The sequence below is a fragment of the Pseudoalteromonas luteoviolacea H33-S genome (assembly GCF_001625695.1).
GTDB classification, from domain to species: domain Bacteria; phylum Pseudomonadota; class Gammaproteobacteria; order Enterobacterales; family Alteromonadaceae; genus Pseudoalteromonas; species Pseudoalteromonas luteoviolacea_B.
This window is the reverse complement of the sequence record NZ_AUXY01000075.1, coordinates 1-24,404: the sequence shown is the minus strand read 5'-3', so window position 1 is coordinate 24,404 and position 24,404 is coordinate 1. Positions and strand designations below refer to the sequence as shown.

The following is a 24,404-nucleotide window of genomic DNA, read 5'->3' as shown; positions in this document are numbered from 1 at the left end:
ATAATAAACGCGGGTGTTTTAGAGCCCGCGTTCTCACCCAAATTATTCTAGATAAATATGCTTCTTATATAACCTATCTTAAATTTAACTTATACACATCTAAATTTTCTCCGTCCACACACTTTGAATGTTAAATTCAATAGCAATACCAGGTTAACAGCAGTAGGATTTTTAATATTTTAATGTTAATATTTTGTACCTTATGCGGGTTTGTGTTTTTATTTTTTTGGGAAATGTTGATTCTTAAAAATTAAAATTTGGTTCTTATTTTCAAGGCCGATTTTTTAAGTCATTTACACAATTTAGGCTGTTAACTTAATTGCTGTATGTTTTGTTTTGACGTTTTATAAGGAAGTTTTACGGAAGTATATATGTATTATTATATTGTTATATTATCTCTATTATGTGTTAGTTTTTTCTCTTTTTCTGACCAAAGGCAATTTGAACAAGCCTATGCACCTATTTCTGTTGGTCAGATAACAATCTTCATTCCTGTTGATTATGATATTTTTCCACCTAAAAATTTAGTTGTTAAAGAATCTGGCTCGAATTATTTAATTGAATGGACTGGCGTTCCCGGTGCCAATTATTATGATATCGAGCAAATAATTAATGGTAAGTGGGTGCGTGTAGGCTCAGACATCAAAGCACTTAGTTTTACTGTGAAAAAAGGGCACTCTGCAAATTTTAGGGTGAGCGCATGCAATCAGTTTGGTTGCAGCACAAGGCCAGCTCACCAGAATTCATTAGTAGTGGATGATCTTGAAATTAAAAGATTCACGGCGTCGAGTTACAAAGTGGATCAAAATACTCTAACGCAGCTTAGTTGGGAAGTAGAAAATGCTAGCAATGTAGTGATACGTTCAAGTGAAGGTAAGACATTTGAACAACTTGCACTTCGCGGGAAAATACACGTTTACCCATCAAATTTAGAAACGTTTACAATAACAGCTTCAGGGTTTGGACAGTCTTTAAGTGATTCTTTGATGGTTGTTGTCAATATACCTAGAGAGATCATAGAAACTACATTAACGCCTTATATTGAGCCTTTACGAGGGAAAGGGTTTGATGTAATTGAGCGTTCGTTATTGCCATTGCCGAGTGGGGTCATGTTTAGCACACATGATGAACGTGTGGTTATGGTGAACCGCTCTGCTGATGTATTATGGAAATACGAAATGAAAGGAGTAGTTGCCAATAAAGGGAAATTTGTTCCTGAGCTAGGAAGTGTGTTTGTTAGTGTCAGTAAATTAGATGGTACAGGCGAAATCTGTGCTCTAGATGTCACCGGCATGAAAGAACACATATGTAAAAATACCGTTCATTCTAGTATCTCGAGTCCAGTAGTCATCGATCTTCCCCCTTCATCTGAAGGAGAAGCACCAAAGAAGCTGATCGCTGTCGTAGATATGAAAGGAAAACTTTATTTAAAAGATCCACGTACACTCGAATCGATGTATAAAGTTGTCGATATTCCACCAGAATTAATTAGTGAGCACATTACCGCAAACATCGCTGTAGAACCCAACAGCAGTAATTTAATTTTACGAGTATCACCCGATCGTTATGTATCTATCTCAATCTTGGAACAATCAAAAGGATGTCGAGATTTATCGAGTTGCACACGTAGTTTTATGTCGCTTTTCTCATCTTCAAGTAATGTGCAAGAACAACAAGAACCAACAATAAATATTGAAGTTAACTGGGTGAAGGAGCACAAAGAGTGATGAAATTAAAGATATTTATGTCAATGCTATTAGCATTGACCAGTTTTGAATTATTAGCAAGGGAATGTCCAGATGGCGAAAAGTGGGATTCTGGTTCTCAAGAATGTATAGAGTACCACCCTGACCCTCCGCCTAAGCCCAGAGCAACGTTTACTTGCTCTGAAAATGGTAAAGAGGCAGTAGTAGTAGTCAATAAGAGCAACGCGGTGATGTTTCACTCTGGTGAACAAGAAGTGCAAACGAAAAAAGACATCACGGCAGCGGATCCAAACTTTAAGTACGTTGGCCAAAGGGTTAGCTTTGAAGGCAATATAACTGATTATTTACCAAATCGTATTCATCGCTACGCTGAGATTACACCAACCAGAACAGGCGCGGCTACAGTTTATTTTTCCCATATACAAGAAGGGATTACGAGTAAGGTTATATATGAAAAAGACTACGATACGTGCTCACGGCCATTAACTGTTGTTAGTAAGCCCACAGCTAGATTAATTAGCCCATCAAATGATGACATTGTGTATATTGGAGACAGCATAACTATTAAATTTAGTGCACAAAGTGGTGGTTTACCTATTAAATCGCACAGTATTAAAAGTGGCAATACGACTCTAGAAACCTGTGAAGAAAACGTTAGCGAGTGTGTTTACGAATTTACGCCAACGTTAGATGATCTTGGTGATGTTACCTTTAATTATTATGTAGAAGACAGCAAAAGCAGCTCTGAAATGAGCGTCAAAGTTAAAGTGCATGAGAAAAACAATGCTCCAACGGTTGAGTTATCTGTTGAACAGGGCAGCAGAACAGGTCAAAATTTATCTGTCAATCGAGGTAGTTCTGCAAGCTTGGTCGCTATAATTAGTGATAAAGATGGTGCCTCAGAAAATCAACTTGCTAGTGCAAAGTTATGCATCCTCAATGCATGTAATGCTTTAAATTTATCTTCTTCTAGTTGTGCCAAGGCTGCTACAGGTAACAAATATACGTGCAAACTACCCATCAGAAATATAAATCAAAGTCAAAGCTATACGGTTACTGCCAAGGATAAGAAGAATGAAGAATCAGCTGAAGCCAGTGCCAGTGTTAGCATTAATCAACCGCCTAGTATCACATTAACAAGCTCTATTAATAAAGAGCATGTTTTTGATGGCGATAGTTATAGAATTGCGCTGGCGGCTTCCGATGCGGGGGGATTAAAAACTGCACAAGTGTGTAAGGTCTACGGGAGAGTGCCAGTTGATGTAACGACAAGAAAGTCCCGTTGCGAAGGGGCAAACCGCTTGCCTTCAAACTGCCATAGCTTAGACAATGCGTCGAATACGCCTGCTGGTTGTTCTTTTGAATCAGTCGCCCGCCCTTCATCAACAGGTACTTCAAGTTATTACTATTATGCTTATGTCGAGGATACACTGGGTGAAGTTGCGATTGCTGCATTGCAAAGACATATTAAACCGCCTTTTGGTATCAAACTTGAGCATCAACCGAATGCAACAAATATCTATGAAGTAGGTAAAGACATTAGCTTTAAGATAAGGCTAGGAGGGTTTAGTTCAGCCAATCATTGGCTAAAGCAATTACGTTTAACCGCTGATGGAAAAGCGCAGGCATTTTCGATCATATATAAAGGAAGAACTTATCAAGTAGGTACAAATGGCACTTTGCCAAATCAGACCATAGATTTACCTACAACTACTGGCGACACGGTGGAATTCATTGCAAAATGGCGTGTATCTATTGCTGGTAGTGTAAATTTACATGCCTATGCAGAGGCAAATAATAATAAATCATCCACTTCTAAAGCTTTTCAGTTGCAAATTCTGTATCCGATACCAGAGATGCCATCAAATGTTACGCAACAAAGCAAACCGCATGGCAAGTATGAAGTTAGAACAGCAGTAGCTTATGCAGAACAATACCGTTGGTCACTAAGGTTAAAACAAAGCAATGGGACATTTACAGATGTTATTAATTTAAATGAGACGACTTCTTACCCTTGGCATCATTTGCAAACATCATATGAACATAATCAGATGGAAGCACAAGTATGTGTTAAAGGGGTAAATCACGAATATGGCAATGGCAGAGGGTTACGCCAAGAAGGTCCAACGAAATGTTCCGCAACATTTTCGATTGTCAATATTGAACCTTTACCTAATAAGCCATTATTTAAAAACAGCTTTGGACGCCAGTATTCAGAACCTTATGAAGTGACGTGGGAAACGAACGGCAATAGCCACACACAAAATTATAAGTTAATTGGTTGGGAAGGCACGATTGCGGATAAACCAAGTTCACCAAATGAGCTAGTAACCTTAGCTAAAAGCCAGCCAGGCAGGTATCAAGTTAAAACGCCAAAAGCTGGAAGTTACACCTATCAGATATTGGCTTGTAATGGACAAAAGGCCTGTTTTGAGGGAGCTTATCGCACAGTTAACCATCACAGAGCAATTATTGGCAGTGTATCTCACCTGATCGCGCCGTTGAATAGTCAAAATGAGTCGGATCTATTGCGAAAGCCAGATGCCACTGTTGATGGTTCTTGCAAAGATCACTGTTTAAGAATAAAAGGCGTCGGGTTAAGTGCAGAGCACGGTGAAATACAAATTCGCATTAAACTTAATGCGCAGTCTTTTAGCGTAAAAACAGCCACAAAAGTTGATGATTACACGATTGATATCCCCGTACACCGTGAAGTAATAAAAGGGTTTTATGAAGGCGGCTTAATTCTTCAAGCTATAAATGGCATTGAAGAGGCAGCTAAAGGGCTGTTTCATGTTCATGCAGAGGCGCCCAATGGACATTTAGACCCAATTAATAACCCGATAATCGAGAGTGTTTCTGGACGTGCTTACACTACTCAAGACAATCAAGTTTTAGCATTGACAAAGCAAAATATAATCTCTTGGCAATTTGAAGCTCAGGGTACTGTGACGACTCCATCTGTATTGAGTGAGCATGTTACAAACATATACGGAGATAAAGTTTGGCGTGATGAATTATATTTTGGTTCGAGTGCCCATTATGTGTATAAATTAGATCATGATGGTCGTAAGGTTTGGCAGGCTAAAACTCGTGGACCTATTACCGCGAGAACAGAAGTTAGTACAAGAGGGGAAGTTTATGTAGGCTCCCATGACAAATCTCTATATTCCATTGACCGAAATACAGGGTCAATTCGTTGGTCTTATATGTTTCCCTATCCGGTTGTAGAGCAACCGACTTTGGTGGGTGAAGACATTCATGTTGTAACACAGGCCGATAAGACGAATGCAAGCGATCTAGGTGAAACCGTTGTATATATCGTTACTCGCGACTTAATCGATCTGAATGCGCTTAAGTGGGAGGATATTAGCTCAGATTGCTCAGATGGTACTGATTGTTCAAGTGATTCAGCTATACACCCACTTAGAGAATTGATTGCATCATCCCCCGATTTTTGGGTACCAAACGAAGATCATCCAACGATAGAAAGAATCATAAGACTGTTCTACGCGCTTTATAAGCGGATCCCAAATAAGGACGAGCTTACCTTTATCGTTTTTGCTAATAGCCAAGGCGTAAATATGCTTGAAATTATTGAAGCGCTTTTAACTTCAAAAGATTTAATCGAAGCATTTCCTGGTTCCATGAGTAACGAAGCGTTTGTAGATGCCATGATCGAACGTTTCTTTCCTGGTGGCGCGCCAAGTCTACTAGGCGGATTTACACGCGAACAATGGATCGTGAAGTTGGATGAAGGAGGTAAGCGTGCGTCACTCATAGAGTCTTGGCTAATTCTCCCTGATTCATCCAAAGTTAGCAGCATTTTGACAGAGCGTGCACTCTATTATTTTTATGGGCATTGCCTTAATGACTCACAGTGCGATTATTTAAAAGTAGTTGATACTGACAATGACAACATTAGTGATCATATTGAGTTGTTGATTGGACTTGATATGTTTGCACCTGAAGATGGCCTCCCAACCCCCGCGTTTGACGTTTTGCAGGACCCAAATAACTCAGGTATTCTGACCTTTACTGTTGATCAAAGCTCATATAGAGCAGGCTTAATTTACTTGCTTACTGAGCGCTCAGTAGAGTTAAACTGGGACACAGAGATAGAGTTTAGTCGTCAAACTCACACTATTACTAGGCCAACAGGTGGTTATGAGTATGTTTTACAGTCGTGTATTCGTGATACATCAACCAATGAAGAGATATTTGTTTGCTCACCTAAGTCTTTAGGGTCTAAATATGTCCAAGTAGAGCAAAGTATTAAAGAAAATAAAGTGGCCCCATATTTACCTGAAACAGTGGCCCCTGTAACGAAACCTGAGACTTTGTTTACACAAGCAGAGCAAACCACCTCGATAGAGTTATCTGTGACACCGGGTAGTTTTAGAGTCAGTGAAGGTGGTAGCGCAACTTACCAAGTTCCGTTTAACTTGCCTGTCGGAATATCCGGTAATACGCCTGAATTGGGTCTAGCCTACGATAGTCAAAGCCCTGAAAGCGCCATTGCAGTAGGTTGGCAGTTGACTGGTTTATCGAGCATTGCGCGCTGCCGCCAAACCTATGCACAAGACGGGCAGTTTAGTCGGTTGAGTTTTGATAACGAAGATCGCTATTGCTTAGATGGACAACGGCTATTGTTGGCAAGTGGAGTACATGGCGAGATTGGCGCTAAATATTATTTAGAGATAGACAGTGACTACACGCAAATAGAGATTGTAGCTCACCCTCAAAGTCGCCTCACAGCATTCAAAGTGCTTAGTAAGGACGGGAGTACCCGATATTACGGCGGTACTGATGATGCACAAATTAAGCTTAACCCACATGATAGTAGTGATACACGCATCCTTGCTTGGATGCTGAGTGAAGTGAAAGACAACCTCAAAAATGATGATACGGCCATCAAATATACATATGGTTTGATTGATGGAGCGACCTCAAACACAAGCACTGAGCAAGTACTTAAACAGATCTCTTACAGTCAAAATACCATCGACTTAAGCTATAACATAGCCAGTGTTCCACGCAGTATTGGTTATATTGCTGGTGTGAAGCGATTAGAGTCTGCTCAGTTGAGCAAGGTTGAGGTGAAAAACCACGATGGGCTTTACCTGCGTCACTATAAGTTAACTATCGAACCTAACGAGCAAAGCGGAGTGAGGCAGTTATTGCAAATTCGCGAATGCGCAGGGCAGGATAATGGTAGTAATAACCTATGCCGTAAACCGATAGAGTTTAAGTATCACGGTTATGATGTGGACACTCAATTTGGTGGTACTGAGCATTTGTTTTCTGGCTCAACTATAGTCGCTCACACGCTAGTTGATCTTTATGGTGACGGTAAACCGCTCGTGGCCGTTTTAAAGAAATTCACGCCACCTGGTGAGCAAGTAGAATATCAGCTCTGTGTAAATGAAACTTTTCACAATGAAATATGCAGCCAAGAGTTTACTAGAGGTACAGATGCTTCTGCGGTACAGATGCTCGCTGTCGACTACGATAATGACGGTAAGCAAACCCTGTGGGTTAGCATGCGAGATACTTATGACAGTTCGGACTCTGTTTACTGGAAAGAGTTTTACAAAAAGGGCAGCATTTTAGATTCTAGAGGGTTACCAATCCGTTCAAATAGCAATGGAAATAACAATGGTGGCGGAGATGGCGGTGGGGGTGAACAGCCTTATAGTATGCAATTGCTTGACGCAAGAGCGAGCACCCCTACCACAACGAACGTGTTTATGACCGATTTGCGTTTTGCGGACCTAAATGGAGATGGTTATTTAGATCTTGTATATAAAATGGGCAATGGCACTGAAGCGTTTTCATCGGCTTTCTATGGTCGTATGTGGCTCCCACAGTCAGGGGTATTTGACGGTGGCAAAAAACTGACACAAGAAGGCATGGGACTTGCGCATAAATGGGATAGTGACAGCTCAGAAAAACTATATAATAGTCAGTATTTTGTACTTGATTTTAACTTTGATGGCTTGAGTGATATCTTGTCTATGGTATGTAAAAAAGACCGTTGTGAGCACAATGAAGACTTTACCGGCGCTTCTTTATATCTCAATACAATTGGACAAAGCAATGACAGGCATGAGCCTAAATATTTCCAAAAAATTGATTTAATAGATGGTAATTTGACGCACCTGATGCCGCTAGATGCAAATGGGGACGGTTTCACAGACATCCTTTATTTTAACCTCCAGCGTGACTATCAAGAGTGGCGATTATATATCAACGATGGAACACAGTTAGATCTCAACCGAAAAGATGCACAATTAGGGGAGTTATTTTTTAAAGCGCAAGGTTTGACGGTATCTGGGCATCAAGGAGGGATCCCGCCATTGGTTGCTGATTTAGACCGAGATGGTTTGGTAGAGCTGTATTTTGGTACTTACGGATCTACAAGTTTAAGCTCATATGAGTGGGATCACTCCGCAGGTAAATTTGTCAAAATGGCTAAAAATCTCCAGGCGTTTAAGATGAGCAGAGGGCACACTCAATATTTTGTTGATTATAATCAAGACAGTTTGGTGGATTTGCTATTCGCCAGTAGGGTGACTGTTGGTGCCAAGTCTAATTTAGGTAATGCACCTTACCAAGGTATGCTCAAAGCCGTTGTAGAGGGTCATGGCATACGTACAGATGTTGAATATGGGCTCATGTCTGACTCAAACTTGTACCAAAAAAGTACAGGTGCTGATGCGCTTACACAGACTCAATTAAAAATTACCGAGCTAGCGGGGACTGCCCCATTAGTGAAGTCGGTAAAAACAGATGCACCTACTATCCATGGCCATAGCCGTTTGTCTGTTGATTATCAGTATGGTGGCGCGCGAGCACAGTTTGGTGGGCGTGGTTCACTTGGTTTTGCTGAGCTGTCCACAACAACCCTAAAAGACGGGGTGAAATTTAAAACAACAACCCAATATAACCAAAATTTCCCTTTGGTCGGTATGCCAATCTCGACCACAAAATATGCAGACGGGACTCTACTGAGTGTTGCGAAAAATGACTATGAAAGTAACCCAGTTAGTGTCGGTAAACGTAATCGATATCGCCCTTATAAGAAAATAAGTAATGAGTGCACAGCGCAAATTGACTACGATATAGAAAATTGGTCGGTCAGTAAATACGCGTGTAGTAGCTCAACTTTTGTCTCAGATGACTTTGGTAATTCGACAGATATCACCATAGGTACATATGAGGCAATTAGTGCGCAAGATGCAATCAATTTTGTAGAGCCTAGCGGAACTAAGCTTGGTGCAATCAGTACACAAGTGACCACAAATGACTTTGACAATGACGAGTATAAAAAAAAGTTGGGTCGACTGGTTTCAACGACGGTGACACTAAGCAAAGATGGTTTTAGTGGCACTCGAGTATCACAATCGAGTTTTGACTACTATCAAGATGGGCCTTTCAAGGGCATGTTGAAAGCAGAAAAAACGATTCTGCCAGAAGCGCATAAGGAGCAGGGTAAAAAGTGTAATTCTGAACTCACAACGACCTATGTGTACGACTCTTTTGGTAATACCACTGAAGTCAGTACTCAGCCTACCCACTCAGGCACTACAAACTCAGTTGAATGCGGTAAGATATCGGCCCGTAAGAAAATAACCACATATGATGATGAAGGCCGTTTTGTAATAAGCCAGTCAAATAGTGTGTTTACGGAAAAAACCATTGCGAGTGACAAGCGCAATGCATTTGGCCAACCTACAGAGGTGAAAAATGCTGATAAAGTTGCGACGCACTTTTACTATGATGAATTTGGTTCAACCCTAGGTGCATTTGCAGCAACAGGAGAGCTCACCAAAACGATTAATGTTCAATGTGAAAGTGACATCGGTTATTGTGCGTTTATTTCCGAAGAGTACAAAAATGACACGCGTGTGAAACGCACCTTTGTTGATCGTTTAGGCCGTGCATATAAAACTGAGCTGATGGACGTCAATGGCAAAACGTATACAACTCACAATGAGTATGACATACATGGTCGGGTAACAAAGTCCTATTCTACGACATACTATTCAACCGACTTTGGCCAAGTTGAAAATACATATAATGCTTTTGATACCTTGTTAAAGTCTTCAGATATAGAAAACGGAGTACACTCGACCTATAGCCGCTCCGGTTTAATTGAAACGCTGTCTCTATCTGGAAACATTGACGGTGCCAATGGTGGTACGTTGAGCACAATCACAACCTACAATAAATTTGGTCAGGTTGCCTCTGTCACCGATGCACGCGGAAATGTGCTTACGTATACATACGATATCACTGGCAATCAAGAAAGTGTGAAGTCGAGCGCGGATGAAGGTGCCGATGGCAATACCCAGTTGCAAGTATTCACTTATGACTACCTTGGACGCAAAGTCAAAATGCAAGACGTGGACTCAGGGACTTGGGAGTATAAATACAACGTATTTGGCGAGCTCGTATGGCAAAAGGATGCACGCGGTGTTGAGACCGACATAAAGTACGATGATTTGGGCCGAAAGAAGGAGGCAGGGACTAGCACATTTAACTATCAGGCACATCAACTTGAGTATGAACAAAAGGGGCAATGGAAGCGATCGTATTATTATGATAACTATGGTCGACCAAGTGGTAGCGTAACCTCTGTCAAAGGTAATCAGTGTGGTGTATCGGTTGATGCAAACATAGGTGATATTCGCATTAGCGATGCCAGCTTGCGAGATCCACTGACCAGTGGCTGCGTTATTCAGCAAACTCTTTATGATGCGCGTGGCCGAGTTTGGCAACAGTTTGATGACTATCGTCGTGAAGCTTCCGGCACATATCTGGAAGCGCGTGGCACACGCTTTGAGTATCAAAATGAGCAGTTATATGCCAGATATGAAGCCCGAGAGGGAGCGCAAGGTAGAGCTTACTTTAAAGTTCATAACACCAATGATAGAGGTCAAATCTTAGACTACTACAAAGGCAGGCAACTTGTTGTACTTGAACATCATAGCAACGGTATGCTTAAGAGCAAAAAGGTAGGGGAGATCTTTGCTGAGTCTTATGACTTTGATGGTATAGGTAATCTGACTAGCCGCTCTGACGGACGCCTCAATGATCCTGGTGAGCTGACCAATACGCAAGATTTTAAATATGATGCGCTTAATCGTTTAGAAACGGTCACAAAAAATGGTGTGACTAATCGTTACGGATACGACGAAAATGGCAATTTAACGTCTAAAGATGGTTGGACGCAAACCTATGGAGCGACTGGTAAACCATTACATGCTATCGCAAAGCGTGAAAAGTACAACGACGTGCTTAAGCGAAATGTAGCTGAATCGTTCGATTATGATGCGAATGGCAACCAAACTGGCATGAGCAAAGATGGCATAACCTATCGGACAGTTAAATACAACGACCGTAACAAAGTTAGCTCTATTACTGCGAACAATGAAACGGTTACATTTGAATATGACGCAAACAACAGTCGTTACAAGCGCGAAGACAATGAACAAACGGTTTATTATGTTGGCGCGTTGGAGCTAACTTATCCGAAAAGCTCTGAACTGACCACGAATGTGATCAAGCGCTATGTAGGAAATGATGCAATTCAAAGTTACACCGTAGAAGTCGCTGCTGATGAATCAATTAGCTCTCATGCAGAACTTAAGTGGTTGTTTACCGATTATCAGGGTTCAATAATCGCGATTACGAATGAGAAGTATAAGATACAACAAGAGTTTACATACGATGCATTCGGCAAACAGTCAGTCATAAAACCAACGGCAGTAGAAGCTGCCATGAATTATGATCTACAAACCGCTGTGCTTGGCGAAATATTTGGTAACCTACGTGGTTATACTGGTCATGAGTCTCTTAAGTTGGGTGATGATAACCGCGTCATTCATATGAATGGTCGGATCTACGATGCAGGTACCGGTCGGTTTATGCAGGCCGACCCGTTTGTTCAAGCGCCGGGGAATTTGCAGAACTATAACCGATATAGTTATGTGCTGAATAATCCGATGTCGTATACAGATCCGAGTGGGTATTTGTTTAAGAAGTTGTTGAGTACAGTCCAAAAGGTTACTGGGACAGGGCACTTATTAAGAGCTATAGCTAAAGTCCCAATACTGAATGCTGCTGTTCAAATTGGTATCGGTATTGCTTGTAGTGCAGCAGCCCCAGCATGTTTGGCGGCATTTAGTGGTGCACAGACATTTGCAGTTACTGGAAGTTTGGGGTCAGGGATAAGGGCTGCAGCTATAAGTTATGCTACAGCAAAAGCTTTTCAAGCTATTGGAGATAAATTTACCAAAACGGGTCGCTTCTTTGGTGCTGGTGTTAAAAATGGTTTTTATCATATATCATCTCATGCACTTGTTGGGGGAATTTCTTCTACGTTACAAGGAGGGAAGTTCGGACATGGGTTCTTTAGTGCAGGTATAACTAAGGGGTTAACTCCTCATTTTGAAGGTATTGGTGGTTTTGATGTTAGTGGATACAACCCTGCTGAAGCTGTGATTGCGGGGGTGCTTGGTGGCACAATTTCTCACGTAACAGGGGGGAAATTTGCTAACGGTGCCATTACTTCGGCAATGGGGAACTTGTTTAATAATCAGCGGTCAAGAGTTGCACAAGAGGGTAATACTCCTTCGATAGCTGGTAAAGCAAAAGTTTCTCTTGGTTTTAGTGATGTTGCTGGTGGTGCTGCTCAGCATGCTTATGTGCTTGTAGAGGGGCCTGATGGTCAAGTCTATGCAATAAGAGGTGGGCCATCAGCTGGAGGAGGTTCTTCAGGAGGTTTACCTGTTGTCAGTGCTGGTGCTAGCGGCACAGGTTCTTCATCTTCGGGTAAATTTGGTAACTTAACAGTACACGAGGGAGCCACAGCACTAGCTATTGAGGGGCGTAGCGCTTCAGTTGGAACACAGCTTGTCGGCTATTTTGACAATTACGATAATGTTGTTAACACACTGTCTGCTTATGGTGCTTCTGTAAATGACTCAAATATACCTTACATGCCGTTGTCGACTAACTCTAATTCTTTTGCTTTTGGAGCTGCACAGCAAGTATTGGGGTTTCGGCCAGGAAGCAATTTTAGAACTCCGGGTAGCGAAACTGTTCTTCCAGTGAAATAACTAGGTGTCATTTATGTTCATCAAAAAATTGTACGTGTTGATATTATCACTTGTGATAATGACTGCATTGTGTTTTGCGTTGTCGCCGAAAGGAAAAGTTATGAGAGAAGAAATTGGATCTAAAGACATTAGGGACAATATTAAGGTCGGTGTGTCGCTTGATGAAGTGAAATCTTACTTAGATGCAAGGGGAGTAAAATACTTTTCTGAGGAAAAAGAGGACATCAAGCCAGTAGTTGATGGTGATTTTACTATTCAGTTAGTATTTACAATTGGAAAAGATGTTTCTGGCAGCGGCCTAAGTAGTGTTGAAAAATATACTTTGGTATTTGTTAGGTTCGATGAAAACTACTCAGTAATTGATTTGAAAATGGAGTATGCCTACAAAGGGCTATAAACAATTTAAAAACCTGAGTATAAGGGCATATATGGACACTCCATTTATGTCAAGTTAAGTAAATTTATAGATTGTAAAAAACACTCAATTTAAAGCCTCAGCACTTGCTGGGGCTTTTTTGTTTCTGGTCACGTTTCGCCGTTTTTTTGGTCACGCCTATTTGACCTTGGTGGTCGCGTCTATCGACTTTCTGGTCCAAGTGGAGTGCTATATACAAATGTATATAGCGGTGTATGTGACCAGCGGTGTCACTTTACTGTTGCCACATGGTCGATTAGCCGCGACCACGTTGGTCAATCAAATTTAACCAAAACGGGTTGGTCAGTTGTGAGGAAGTGATAATTTAAGGTACAACTGACGGTTTGGAAAAAGTTGTAAGTATTCTGCCAAGTCAGTTTTAAATCTATGACTTAAAGGGAGTGGTTCTCTGTATGATTTATTTCTGATCTGGTTCAGATTCTTTGTTAGCCAATATAATCCTCTTCCTGTTGTTGGTATGCTGTATTCAATATTAGCGTGAACTTTTTCTAGCTCGCTGATGATTTGGCCCTCATCAGCTTCTATATACAATTCTATAAATTTGAAAAAGCTCCTATCTCGCCCTAAGCTAAATGCTTTGTAATAAAGTTGATATAAAAATTTTAGCTTTGTAATGAAGTGATAAAGTTCTATTCCTCTAAAATAATCTTCACCATCTGAATTGAAAAATAACACGCCATTTTTAAGTTGAGAAATTGCATATAAAATCTTTTCAATATGTGGGAAAACATAGGGTTCAAATGCTAACACAGCTAATTGTAATTTTATTTTTTCTATGAGTGCCATGTGTACTTTTATTTTTGAACTGATTTTGTGAAATCTGAACAATATAAGTAGATATATTAAGCGGTGTATCAGAAATAAGTCACGGCCGGGCTGTAAAAGACGTTTCTTTATAGGCTTAAAATACGGCATATCAGTTGATGAGTATGGAAGTAGGAGTTTGTAAGGTATGTGTATAGGAAGCCCGGTTAATAATTTTTTGATGTTTTCGCGGCTAAATTCCAAAGGATCTAAAAGGCGCCATAAAGGGCTTTGGTAAAATTCTTCACACAGATAAAAAGATGACTCTTTACACACGGTTTTTCTAGTACGCAAGCTAACACCATATTTCCCGGATTGGATCCTGTTTGCTGTACTCGACGGTTTATCTGACTGCTTATTTATCCATTTCTTTTTTAGCAGTTGATCAAAATATTGTGCACTGGGGATTGCGCCTCTCTTATATGCGACTAGGTCACGCCAACATTGTCCACGTAAATATGCTGTATTTGGGCTTAATTTAAACGCAAAAATTACATGTTGTGACCAAGGAGTCGTGAGTGGGTCTTTATCTATCATTGAGTTACCTCACGAATTCTGAGTTTATTTCTGTCACTTTTAAAAAAAAAGTGACAGTAGCACTTTTTAAGTTTAGTGCTATTTTTGCAATATTGATTGTGTCGATGAGGTGAATGGGAGGGTCTATGTCAGCGGTTTCATGCAATTTGCCAAGTGGGTCCACACACTCAGATTCAGGTAAGCCTGACTTTGAAAAGGTCTTGGTAGCCAAATACGGTGTATTGATCCCTCCGGCAGAAGTATGGCGAGTGTTGGGCTACCCAAGTCACAATGCATACAGAAAAGCAATTCAAAAGAAAGAGTTACCTATTCCAGTATTCCAGATTAATAATAGAAAAGGCAGGTTTGCGTTTTCTATAGACGTGGCTAATTGGGTGAATCGCATATGGGAGGAAAAAGTGACAAAAAACACATGAACCTAAATATTGTTACGGCACATAAAGCGAAAAAGCCAAAGTTGTAGCTTTGGCTCTCTCTAAAATAGTCGAATTTCTTCCGTCCGACTATTTGAGTAAAGCTTGAAATCGATAACCTGTCAACTCATACAATGTGACTGGTCAGTGGGTGTGTGCCTTTTTTTGGAGGCATTTATGCTAACTTTCGATAAACTCAGAGAAATCACACGGGTCTGTGAACTTAGGCCTGATTGTAGTACCCGAGAGGGAGGAGAACTTACTAATTGTTCCCATCAAGTTTTTGGGAAAATGAAAAAAATAGTCCAAAAATCGCAGCTGTCTTTTGCGTATGTTGACTCTATTAGCGATGACGCTATTGCTAAGATTTTTTATCCTAATTTAATTAAGCGAGTACGCAAAGGTAAGCGCTTACCCTGCAAAGAACGGATCATCGAAACCAGAGTAAAAAGGAAAGGGAAAAGAAGGCTTACTTGGGCAAAACTGTTCTTAGAATACGAATCAGTAGATGAAAAAACGGCTTATCGGCTAACTCAGTTTAAATTTCTAGCCAGACAAATGATATTAGAGTATCAAGCGTCAATGAAACAGTTTTATGAGCCTGGAGAATGCCTATTTATCGACTATGCAGGGCTAACTGTTTCAGTGAAAGAAAATGGCCGAGTAACTCGCTTATTTGTATTTGTCGCTGTGTTGGGGTTTTCAAAAAGGTTGTTTGCTTTTGCTACTCGGGGTATGACCACCAGGGATTGGCTTTTAGCGCTTAAAAAGGCATTTAATTTTTTTGGCGGCGTTACTGAAGTGGTCCATAGTGATAATACAGTAGCGTTGGTTAAAAAGTCGGGGTTACTCCCTTTATATACCGATGAAGCAAAACATTTTTTTAGATTTTATAACTGTTTAGCAGATACATCGCGTGTAGCAAAATCGCAGGATAATGCTTTGGCCGAAAATGGTGTCAGTATAGTGACGTATCGCATTCTCAATTATATGCAAGACATGATGTTTACCAGTGTGGATGATGCGAATGCATATATTCTTCGTGAAGTGAACAAGATAAATGCTGCTAAGTTTCAATCTGAATCATTCAGTCGGGATGACTTATTTTACAAAAGTGAAAAAGGCACACTGGCCGATTTACCTAAACATGAATATCAGCACATCATTTATCAGAAGTTATTAACGGTTCCAAAAACATACCTGATTTCATATGAAGGGCATCTTTATTCTGTACCCCATAAATATATTGGAAAGCGGGTGGAAATACGCGTGTATGAAAATGGTGTAATGGATATACTCAACCGACATGAACTCGTTACTCAACATCATGTTAGCAAGCACACAAGTGGCGCGACGATTGTTCGAGAACATATGCCTATTGCCCATCAAAAGGATGCTGAAAAAACAAAAGAGTTTTTTGTTGCTTGGGGACATGAGATCGGGGTTGCTGCTCAACAGATGACGCTAAAGCAATATGACTTTACCAGAAACACGCGCTCTCGACATATTGGTAAACGGTGTATAGCGCTTCAGAAATGCTGTAATAAAGTTGGTGCAGCTGTTTTTGAAAGGGCCTGCGCTTACGCACTGGAAAAGCAACAATATCATCCTACTTACGTCGACATGGTCGCAAGGGCGAGACCATGGGAGTTTTTAGCCGAAACAAAACCTGGGTTCAAACACGATAACATTCGTGGACCTGAATACTATGGAGGCTCTTCTCATGGATAAACTAACAATTAAGCAGTTGTGTGCCAATTTACGTTTAAGTGAGCTGTCAATTGCATTTGAAGAACAGTATCGAGAAAGTGCATACAAAAACATGGTTTTTGAGGACCGTTTACGTGAGTTACTTCAAGTTCAATATGATGCTGACAATGTAAAGCGCAGAGCTAGAATGGGGCAACAAGCGAACCTCAGGTGGCCAGATGCGACCATTGAAGACTGTTTTAAACGCCATATAGAGCATCGACGACTTCTCGCGGACATTTTAATGGAATTCGATTGGGTAGGCAGAAACGAAAACATTGTGATCACAGGTAAAACAGGCGTCGGTAAAACTCATCTAGCTTGTGCAATTGCCAATGCGGCGATGAATAAGGGTATCACAGTACTATTTAAACGTTTTTACAATCTTTTGTTGGAGTTAGTCGCTGCGGAAAATGAAATGAATCTAAAGCGCTTTAGAAACAAATTGAATCGTACGAATATAGTGATATTGGATGATTGGGGCCTTGCCCCCTTGTGTGATAGAGAGCGTCATTTACTGTTTGAGTTCATAGAGTCACGAGAGTGTAAAGCGTCACTGATCATCACATCACAGTATGACACTAAAGATTGGTATGGTGCGTTCCAAGATCATACTTTAGCTGACTCAGTTCTGGATAGAGTTGTATCTTATGCACATGTCATAAAGTTGGAAGGTGACTCAGCTAGGTGTATTGCACGCGAGGGAGAAGACAATGAATAAGTCAAAACCCTCGAATGTGGCACAGTTTGACCAGAACGTTTTTGAGCAGACATTACCACAGATCAGCCATTATTATCGTCAGTCACTTTTATCGTCGAGTGAAACTATTCAGTGGTTCAACGAGCGGCTGGAGACCAAAAAGCTCTGTCTGCCTTTACTTGGATATGCAAATAGGACGTTGGGAAACAAGCTTTTGTCACCGCGCAGTAAAGAAGGGCAGCTCTTACGCGGTGCGCTTAAGCGTTTAGGAATATTGAAGCCAAGTGGTCATGAAAGGCTTAGTGGCTCAGCGCTCGTTTTATTGCATTGCGGCTCAGCACTTCACGCTATTTACGGTGAGCGCATAGGTCGATGCTCTGGTCACTGTAGCAGGCAGCAGTGGCTTGTATTTCAAAGTGAATTAGAGATATATAAGCCACCTTCGGACTTAAAAACAGCCTATCTGATGGCTATCACCCTTCAATCTAAGTATGAGGAGGCTAATCATGCATAAGTCTATTACTGTGTTTGAGCAATCTATACTAGAGAGCTACGGAGAGCGCCGCCTTGCAGATGGCTACTCAGTTAATACTGTTGAAAAGCAAAGTAATAATTTACAGCTTTTTTTGATCTGGTTGCATACGCAAACACAACAGTGCCTAACAGGTGTAAACCAAAAGCACTTCGACCAATATAAGGTTTATCTTTGCCGCTATGTAAGCCCTAAAACTCATGCAAAGCTTAACCCTACGACTTGCCGTAAACGGGCCACGGATGTTCGTACATTTTATAAAGAGCTCATGTTTATGGGCATTTTAAAGAGTAACCCTTTACAGAATGCCAAAAGCCCGAAGGCCCCCAAGCCGGTTGTAAGGGCTTTACTCACTCAAGAGCAGGTTGAGTGGTTGATGAGCCAAACAGTGGATTTTGGCATGTATGGGCTTAGGGATAGAGCTATTTTAGAGTGCTACTATGGTGTGGCGGCGCGAAGAATGGAGCTGGCAGAGCTCACTTTGAAAGATATACAACTTGAAGGTGAAAAGTGTTTTGTGCTTGTTGAAAAAGGTAAAGGTGGAAAAGGTCGATATATTCCACTTTATCCTAGGACCGCATTTTGGTTGAGTCAGTACTTAAAGCATGTTCGACCCAAGTTAGCATCACTTTGCTCGAGTTTACATGTGTTTTTAGACAGCAGAGGCAAAAAGTTTAACGGCGCACAATTAAGCAGGCTTGTACGTAAGTACCTGTTAATGGCTGGCTTGGATGTTGGTGCAGCATGCAATGCACTGCGCCACTCTGCGGCAACACACCTGATGGAACATGGCGCAAATGTAAGAGACATACAGGAATATCTAGGACACTCAGATATCTCTACAACGCAAGTATATTTGACAGTGACGCAACTGCAATTAAGGAAGACGTTAAGTAGGTGTCACCCCGCAGCACTGAGTGAGGCACCAAAAGTGCTTTCATTAAAAGGTTATTTGGATTGATTGTACTAACTTTAGGCAAATACATAGCCGACTGCAGCAATGCTGTCGGCTTTTTTAATCACATTGATGCAAGCTTTGTGAGTGTTTTTGCTTGGCGTAGTTTTGCGAGGTTGGTTTCCGATCTTACGATCTGCTTGCCCTCATTAGTACTTAAATCCAAGTCAGACTTAACCTTAATTGAAGGCCTTTGAACTAACTTCACACCATAATCTTTCATTTTATATCTCCTGAGAAGCTATGTATGAAGAATACAACAAATCTGCAAATTGGCCAATGGTTAGCTCGCCTAGCACTAGGTCAACCATCGCATCAGCAAGCATTTCGTTATCGGTTTCAATCTCATAGCTATTAATTGACAGATATTCTAAGCAAGTAATAAATCCAGTTCTTTTGTTTGCGTCTGAAAATGCATGCGCAACAGCAATAGAGTGAGCATATTTAGCCGCGATTTCAAATATATCATCGAGACCATCATAACAAATAGCATTATCAATCCTGGCCAGTGCGCCCTTTAACTTACCTATATCATTATGACCGATAAAACCAGGCTCGGTAGCTTGAATATAGGCGTTTATTTCCACAACACGTTCAGGGGGAAATATCAATACAGCCATAATTTCTTTGTCTTATAAACGATGTACCGACATGATACCCCATTTAAGTCACAACTTTCCAAAATAAGGCTGATTATTTTACTAAGTAGTTTATTGTTGTATTCAAGATCTCACTCGCCCATATGAATGGTCGGATCTACGATGCATATACAGGCCGATTTATGCAGGCAGATCCGTTTGTGCAAGCGCCGAGTAATTTGCAGAACTATAACCGATATAGTTATGTACTGAATAATCCGCTGTCTTATACGGATCCGAGTGGGTATTTCTTCAAAAAGCTATTAAAAGGAGCGATGAAGCTCAGTGGTAGCTGGTATGTTTATCGCTTTCTTAATAAAAATCCGCTATTGCGGAATCTGGTCAATGTAGGTCTAAATTTTGTGCCTGGTTGCACAGCTTGGTGTTCAGCATTGTTTACTGGAACATCAAAATTTGTTGAATCTGGTAGTTTAGGTAAAGCATTTAAATCAGGTTTAACGTCTTATGCTACAGCTTGGGCATTTAGCCAAATTGGTGATGCGTTTGGTGCAAAGGCTGGCTTTTGGAAAGAAGGTGGCATAGCTCATTTGGGAGCACATGCCTTAACTGGAGGCATTATTTCTGATGTCCAAGGAGGCAATTTCGGGCATGGATTTTGGAGTGCAGGTCTTACCAAAGGCGCTCAAGTTTCTGGCATCGTAAACATGGACAATGTCGTTATAGGTACCGCTCAGTCCATGGTTATTGCTGGTACTATTTCGAAGTTAACTGGAGGAAAATTTGCGAATGCTGCAGTGACAGGTGCATTCCAGTATTTGTATAATGCGAAGGGTGGAAAGTTCTCAAAAGCAGGGAAACGTGCAGCTGATGCATTAGCAGGGAAAAAACTGACTCAAAATGAGAAAATAGTGACATATGCTCAAGAGTTAATGGATGCAGGTTTCAGTGCAGAAGAGGCTTTGAATAGAGCAAATACAAGGTATAGTATTACAACGCCGTATAAGCGACCTTCAGGCGCGACGACCCCGGCCCAACGACAGCTTGTTCAAGGTAAGGCCTGTGTAGACTGCGGCATTACTACATCAAAACAAGTAGCTGACCACAAAACACCGCTTGTAAAGGAGTATTATGAAACAGGTACTATTAATAAACCATATATGAAGAGTTTGGATGCGGTTCAACCGCAGTGTCCAACATGTTCCGCAAAACAAGGGGCTGAAATGAGTAGATATTCTAGGCGATTAAAAAAGGAGCTAGGACTATGACATCTAAAACAAGAGAAAAGTTACAAAAAGAACTTTGCAATGTGTATGGTTCTGACTTCCTTGCTGCTCCCAGAGAGTTGAAGGTAGGTATATCTTTAAATGTTCGCGAAGGAATAGTGCCTATAAATGGATTACGTCATCCGCCAGTTGGCGATACAACTGGCTGGTATATTTACGCCGGAGAAGAGATGTCAATAGCTCCAGACTTTTTCCAACCTTTACATGTCGAACATCTAAGTGATTGGTGCCCCGAAGTGGAAAAGTATTTAGGTTTATCTCCGGGGTGGAGGTTTCTAATTGCTGGTGATTACGAAGATGTTTGGTATGACGAAACTCTTCTCGATACTTAAAAAGTATCGATGATGGAAAATAGTTGTAAAATATGGACACTCCACTTATGTCAAGTTGAGTAAGTCTATCGGGGCAGTTATTACTGCCTCGAAACAAAGATTAAAGACACCTAATCCAAAGCCCCAGCACCGCTGGGGCTTTTCTATTTCTGGTCGCGTTTCACCGATTTTTTGGTCACGCCTATTTGACCTGTGTGGTCGCATCTATCGACTTTCTGGTCCAAGTGGAGTGCTATATACAACTGTATATAGCGGTGTATGTGACCAGCGGTGTCACTTTACTGTTGCCACATGGTCGATTAGCCGCGACCACGTTGGTCAATCAAATTTAACCAAAACGGGTTGGTCAGTTGTGAGGAAGTGATAATTTAGGGTACAACTGACGGTTTGGAAAAAGTTGTAAGTATTCTGCCAAGTCAGTTTTAAATCTATGACTTAAAGGAAGTGGTTCTCTGTATGATTTATGTCTGATCTGGTTCAGATTCTTTGTTAGCCAAAGCATAATAAACATGACACCCATCTTAATTTGGGAATAGTGTAAGAAGCCGTCTATGCTTTAATAAATGTTAAAGTATGGATGGCTTTTTTTATGGCAATAGCAAGGAAGAGACAGGTTAGCTTGGTGGATACCAAGTATTACCACTGTATATCACGATGTGTACGACGCGCGTTTTTATGCGGAGAAGATAAGGCAACGGGTAAGTCGTTTGAGCATCGCAGAGGGTGGGTTGAAGAGAAGCTACTACAACTTGCTAAGGTGTTTTGCATTGATGTATGTGCTTATGCGGTGATGAGTAATCATACGCATATTGTTTTGTATGTAGATGATAAAAAAGCAAAACGACTAAACGATAAAGCCATTCTTATTCGTTGGCATAAACAGTTTAAAGGAAATACATGTGACACCCACTCAAATTTGGGAAGAGTTAAAAAACATATGACACCCACTCAAATTTGGGAATAGTTTAAGAAGGCAGTCTCAACATGGAAGTGCACCAACCTTTTCATTATAGATTTCAAATGGTGTTTTGTAACCGAGGCACCTTCTGGGTTTTGAATTTAATTTATGCTCTATTTCTTTTATTTGCTTATCGGTTACTGTTGAGAAGTCAGTGCCCTTAGGTAAATACCTTCGAATTAGACTATTCACTTGTTCAACAGCGCCCTTTTCCCAGCTGTGGTAGGGTTGGCAAAAGTAAGATTCACACATCAATTTCTCGTTTGTTTTTATGTGTCGTGTATTTTCAGAGCCATTGTCATAGGTAATTGATTGAACGAACTCGGGAGGGTGTAAACTGAGTCGTTTTATTAGCGCATTACTAGTGACAAGCGCCGTTTTGGCACCTAGTTTACTGATATGAACTAACCTAGTTGCTCTTTCAACAATGACATTTAGCGCAGATTTTTTGTGCTTGGATACAACAGAGTCACTCTCCCAATGACCTAACTCAGAGCGATCATTTATATACTCTGGCCGCTCTAAAATGCTTGTTTTCGCGGCGCTTTTTTTGTTGTAACGGCGTACAGGGTATCTTTTTCGGCGTTTTTTGTGCTTTCTAGGTAAGCAAGTAATCATTATAGGAAAGGACTTATAAATGAATTGATAAATTGACTCATGACAGACGTAAGGTGCTTCGCTAGTGAGCTTGAGGCGTCCTGAGATTGTCTGTGGAGACCATCCTTCCCTGAGCTTATCCATGACATATAATCGAGTCTCTGTTGTCTTCAATTTCTCTCGTTTTGCCCGTTTGCTCATTCGGGCTTTGTACATATCCTGTGCTGGATTAGGGTAATACGTTGGCACGTAATAATTGTAGATATTTCTTTTTAGTTCTCGGCTAATAGTCGAATGAGAGCGCTCGAGTAATCGAGCTATTTCACGGATAGTTTTATCTTGATAGTGAAACCAGTTAAAAATTAGCTTCCGCTCTGTGTGACTCAAATGCGAGTATTTTTGACCCATCGTGCACCTCTATCATTGTTAACATAAACTATAGGTGGTGCACTTCCATTTAGAACATGCGGAAGCCGTCTATGCTTTAATGAATGTTAAAGAATGGATGGCTTTTTTTATGGCAATTGCAAGGAAGAGACAAGTTAGCTTGGTGGATACCAAGTATTACCACTGTATATCACGCTGCGTTAGACGCGCGTTTTTATGCGGAGAAGATAAGGTAACAGGTAAGTCATATGAACACCGAAGAGGGTGGGTTGAAGAGAAGTTACTACAACTTGCCAAGGTGTTTTGTATCGATGTATGTGCTTATGCGGTGATGAGTAACCATACCCATCTTGTTTTGTATGTAGATGATAAAAAAGCAAAACGGCTAAATGATAAAGCCATTCTTATTCGTTGGCATAAGCAATTTAAAGGGACTTGGCTAACTCATAAGTTTGTCAGCGGAGAGTCACTGAGCAATTCAGAGCGATGTTTGCTGTCAGAGTTGATAGACGAATACAGAAAACGCTTAGCGGATATCAGCTGGTTTATGCGAACGCTCAACGAAGATATTGCGCGTAAAGCCAATAAAGAAGACGGTTGTACAGGCCGTTTTTGGGAAGGGCGATTTAAATCACAAGCTTTGTTAGATGAAGCCGCGTTGGCAGCGTGCTTAGCATATGTTGATTTAAATCCAGTCAGAGCTAAAATGGCAGAGACTCCTGAAGAATCAGACCACACCAGCATTAAAAAGCGCATTGAAACAGCAAAAGAGGGGAAACAACCTAAGTCACTCATGCGTTTTGTAGGCAACCCAAGAAAAAACATGCCAAAGGGCTTACCGTTTGAATTTAAATATTATTTAGAACTTGTTGATTTAACTGGTCGGTGTATGCGTGAAGACAAGCGCGGATTTATCACAGACTCTCAGCCAATTTTAGCAAGGCTTAATATCCAACCAGAGAATTGGTTAAAGCTAACTACTAAATTTACCAAAGTGTTTAAGGGCTCGGTGGGAAGACCTGACGCCAAGCAAAAATACTGTGAACATTTAAAGTTAAAACGGCGAGCCTACTTGACTCAGTGTAGCGAACTACTTGCTTAATCAGTAATACACATAAAAACCCAATATAAAGGTAGCTTTTAAAAGTTACCGCGGTTAGCCATGTCTTAAATTTCAAAAAGCACACAGAATTTAGCAATTTATCAGGCGATCAAAATGAATTGAGCAATTCTGAGGGGGTTGTTCCTGCTTAGAATCTTATTGAGGCGTAACTGTGATATAAATGGGTG

Annotated in this window: 16 protein-coding genes and 1 pseudogene; 13 read left to right on the top strand and 4 right to left on the bottom strand. The window is 40.9% G+C overall.

The window, feature by feature from the left end:
- The first annotated feature begins 371 nt into the window (after nucleotides 1–371).
- The 4 genes from N477_RS13865 (at nucleotide 372) to N477_RS26060 (ending at nucleotide 13,536) form a co-directional block, all read left to right on the top strand.
- Nucleotides 372–1,727, top strand: coding sequence for a fibronectin type III domain-containing protein (locus tag N477_RS13865; protein WP_063361641.1), 1,356 nt, complete (start codon nucleotides 372–374; stop codon nucleotides 1,725–1,727).
- On the top strand, nucleotides 1,727–12,832 hold the full coding sequence (locus N477_RS13860) for an RHS repeat-associated core domain-containing protein (protein WP_063361642.1): 11,106 nt from the start codon (nucleotides 1,727–1,729) through the stop codon (nucleotides 12,830–12,832). The genes N477_RS13865 and N477_RS13860 overlap by 1 nt, the downstream gene beginning before the upstream one ends.
- Nucleotides 12,833–12,932: 100 nt before the next feature.
- Nucleotides 12,933–13,229, top strand: a complete 297-nt coding sequence (locus tag N477_RS13855; protein ID WP_155731896.1) for a hypothetical protein — start codon at nucleotides 12,933–12,935, stop codon at nucleotides 13,227–13,229.
- 118 nt (nucleotides 13,230–13,347) lie between these two features.
- Nucleotides 13,348–13,536 (top strand): hypothetical protein, encoded by a 189-nt coding sequence (locus N477_RS26060; RefSeq protein ID WP_155731895.1) that lies wholly within the window; start codon nucleotides 13,348–13,350, stop codon nucleotides 13,534–13,536.
- Nucleotides 13,537–13,550: 14 nt separating this feature from the next.
- On the opposite strand, the gene N477_RS13850 is transcribed toward N477_RS26060, so the two are convergent.
- Nucleotides 13,551–14,609, bottom strand: coding sequence for a hypothetical protein (locus N477_RS13850; protein ID WP_063361644.1), 1,059 nt, complete (start codon nucleotides 14,607–14,609; stop codon nucleotides 13,551–13,553).
- Nucleotides 14,610–14,734: 125 nt separating this feature from the next.
- On the opposite strand from N477_RS13850, the gene N477_RS13845 reads away from it, so the two are divergent.
- From N477_RS13845 to N477_RS13825, 5 genes are all read left to right on the top strand, one after another.
- Nucleotides 14,735–15,025, top strand: coding sequence for a hypothetical protein (locus N477_RS13845; RefSeq protein ID WP_081216431.1), 291 nt, complete (start codon nucleotides 14,735–14,737; stop codon nucleotides 15,023–15,025).
- A gap of 288 nt (nucleotides 15,026–15,313) precedes the next feature.
- Nucleotides 15,314–16,753: a Mu transposase domain-containing protein gene (locus tag N477_RS13840; RefSeq protein ID WP_196760622.1), complete on the top strand. Its 1,440-nt coding sequence runs from the start codon at nucleotides 15,314–15,316 to the stop codon at nucleotides 16,751–16,753.
- The gene (locus N477_RS13835) at nucleotides 16,746–17,492 is read left to right on the top strand and encodes an ATP-binding protein (protein ID WP_063361646.1); all 747 of its coding nucleotides are present in this window, start codon (nucleotides 16,746–16,748) and stop codon (nucleotides 17,490–17,492) included. Before N477_RS13840 ends, N477_RS13835 begins: the two co-directional genes overlap by 8 nt.
- Nucleotides 17,485–17,985, top strand: a complete 501-nt coding sequence (locus N477_RS13830; RefSeq protein WP_063361647.1) for a hypothetical protein — start codon at nucleotides 17,485–17,487, stop codon at nucleotides 17,983–17,985. The genes N477_RS13835 and N477_RS13830 overlap by 8 nt, the downstream gene beginning before the upstream one ends.
- Entirely contained in the window at nucleotides 17,978–18,964 is a 987-nt protein-coding gene (locus N477_RS13825) for a tyrosine-type recombinase/integrase (RefSeq protein ID WP_063361648.1), read from the top strand. Before N477_RS13830 ends, N477_RS13825 begins: the two co-directional genes overlap by 8 nt.
- A 58-nt stretch (nucleotides 18,965–19,022) precedes the next feature.
- Here the strand turns inward: N477_RS13825 and N477_RS26055 are convergent, their stop codons facing one another.
- Both N477_RS26055 and N477_RS13820 read right to left on the bottom strand, forming a co-directional pair.
- A complete protein-coding gene (locus tag N477_RS26055; protein WP_155731894.1) occupies nucleotides 19,023–19,181 on the bottom strand; it encodes an acetyltransferase in 159 nt (52 codons plus the stop codon).
- A gap of 1 nt (nucleotide 19,182) precedes the next feature.
- Nucleotides 19,183–19,578, bottom strand: coding sequence for a type II toxin-antitoxin system death-on-curing family toxin (locus N477_RS13820; RefSeq protein ID WP_063361649.1), 396 nt, complete (start codon nucleotides 19,576–19,578; stop codon nucleotides 19,183–19,185).
- A 122-nt stretch (nucleotides 19,579–19,700) separates the two neighbouring features.
- Between N477_RS13820 and N477_RS13815 the strand changes: the two genes are divergently transcribed.
- The 3 genes and pseudogenes from N477_RS13815 to N477_RS13805 form a co-directional block, all read left to right on the top strand.
- Complete coding sequence (locus N477_RS13815) at nucleotides 19,701–20,822, top strand: RHS repeat-associated core domain-containing protein (protein ID WP_081216434.1); 1,122 nt, start codon at nucleotides 19,701–19,703, stop codon at nucleotides 20,820–20,822.
- Entirely contained in the window at nucleotides 20,819–21,172 is a 354-nt protein-coding gene (locus N477_RS13810) for a hypothetical protein (protein WP_063361651.1), read from the top strand. The genes N477_RS13815 and N477_RS13810 overlap by 4 nt, the downstream gene beginning before the upstream one ends.
- 589 nt (nucleotides 21,173–21,761) lie before the next feature.
- Nucleotides 21,762–22,064: pseudogene (locus N477_RS13805) on the top strand (Mobile element protein); the annotation flags it as partial.
- An 87-nt stretch (nucleotides 22,065–22,151) separates the two neighbouring features.
- On the opposite strand, the gene N477_RS13800 reads toward N477_RS13805, so the two are convergent.
- The gene (locus tag N477_RS13800) at nucleotides 22,152–23,135 is read right to left on the bottom strand and encodes an IS30 family transposase (RefSeq protein ID WP_063361653.1); all 984 of its coding nucleotides are present in this window, start codon (nucleotides 23,133–23,135) and stop codon (nucleotides 22,152–22,154) included.
- A 109-nt stretch (nucleotides 23,136–23,244) separates the two neighbouring features.
- On the opposite strand from N477_RS13800, the gene N477_RS13795 reads away from it, so the two are divergent.
- Nucleotides 23,245–24,216, top strand: coding sequence for a transposase (locus N477_RS13795; protein WP_063361728.1), 972 nt, complete (start codon nucleotides 23,245–23,247; stop codon nucleotides 24,214–24,216).
- Nucleotides 24,217–24,404 lie beyond the last annotated feature (188 nt).

Excerpts from the sequence above, each read along its gene's own strand:
- N477_RS13800 (WP_063361653.1), bottom strand. The coding sequence starts at position 23,135 with ATGGGTCAAAAATACTCGCATTTGAGTCACACAGAGCGGAAGCTAATT.
- N477_RS13855 (WP_155731896.1), top strand. The coding sequence starts at position 12,933 with ATGAGAGAAGAAATTGGATCTAAAGACATTAGGGACAATATTAAGGTC.
- N477_RS13835 (WP_063361646.1), top strand. The coding sequence starts at position 16,746 with ATGGATAAACTAACAATTAAGCAGTTGTGTGCCAATTTACGTTTAAGT.
- N477_RS13810 (WP_063361651.1), top strand. The coding sequence starts at position 20,819 with ATGACATCTAAAACAAGAGAAAAGTTACAAAAAGAACTTTGCAATGTG.
- N477_RS13830 (WP_063361647.1), top strand. The coding sequence starts at position 17,485 with ATGAATAAGTCAAAACCCTCGAATGTGGCACAGTTTGACCAGAACGTT.
- N477_RS13850 (WP_063361644.1), bottom strand. The coding sequence starts at position 14,609 with ATGATAGATAAAGACCCACTCACGACTCCTTGGTCACAACATGTAATT.
- N477_RS13815 (WP_081216434.1), top strand. The coding sequence starts at position 19,701 with ATGAATGGTCGGATCTACGATGCATATACAGGCCGATTTATGCAGGCA.
- N477_RS13845 (WP_081216431.1), top strand. The coding sequence starts at position 14,735 with ATGTCAGCGGTTTCATGCAATTTGCCAAGTGGGTCCACACACTCAGAT.
- N477_RS13865 (WP_063361641.1), top strand. The coding sequence starts at position 372 with ATGTATTATTATATTGTTATATTATCTCTATTATGTGTTAGTTTTTTC.
- N477_RS13795 (WP_063361728.1), top strand. The coding sequence starts at position 23,245 with ATGGCAATTGCAAGGAAGAGACAAGTTAGCTTGGTGGATACCAAGTAT.
- N477_RS13825 (WP_063361648.1), top strand. The coding sequence starts at position 17,978 with ATGCATAAGTCTATTACTGTGTTTGAGCAATCTATACTAGAGAGCTAC.
- N477_RS26055 (WP_155731894.1), bottom strand. The coding sequence starts at position 19,181 with ATGAAAGATTATGGTGTGAAGTTAGTTCAAAGGCCTTCAATTAAGGTT.
- N477_RS13820 (WP_063361649.1), bottom strand. The coding sequence starts at position 19,578 with ATGGCTGTATTGATATTTCCCCCTGAACGTGTTGTGGAAATAAACGCC.
- N477_RS13860 (WP_063361642.1), top strand. The coding sequence starts at position 1,727 with ATGAAATTAAAGATATTTATGTCAATGCTATTAGCATTGACCAGTTTT.
- N477_RS13840 (WP_196760622.1), top strand. The coding sequence starts at position 15,314 with ATGAAAAAAATAGTCCAAAAATCGCAGCTGTCTTTTGCGTATGTTGAC.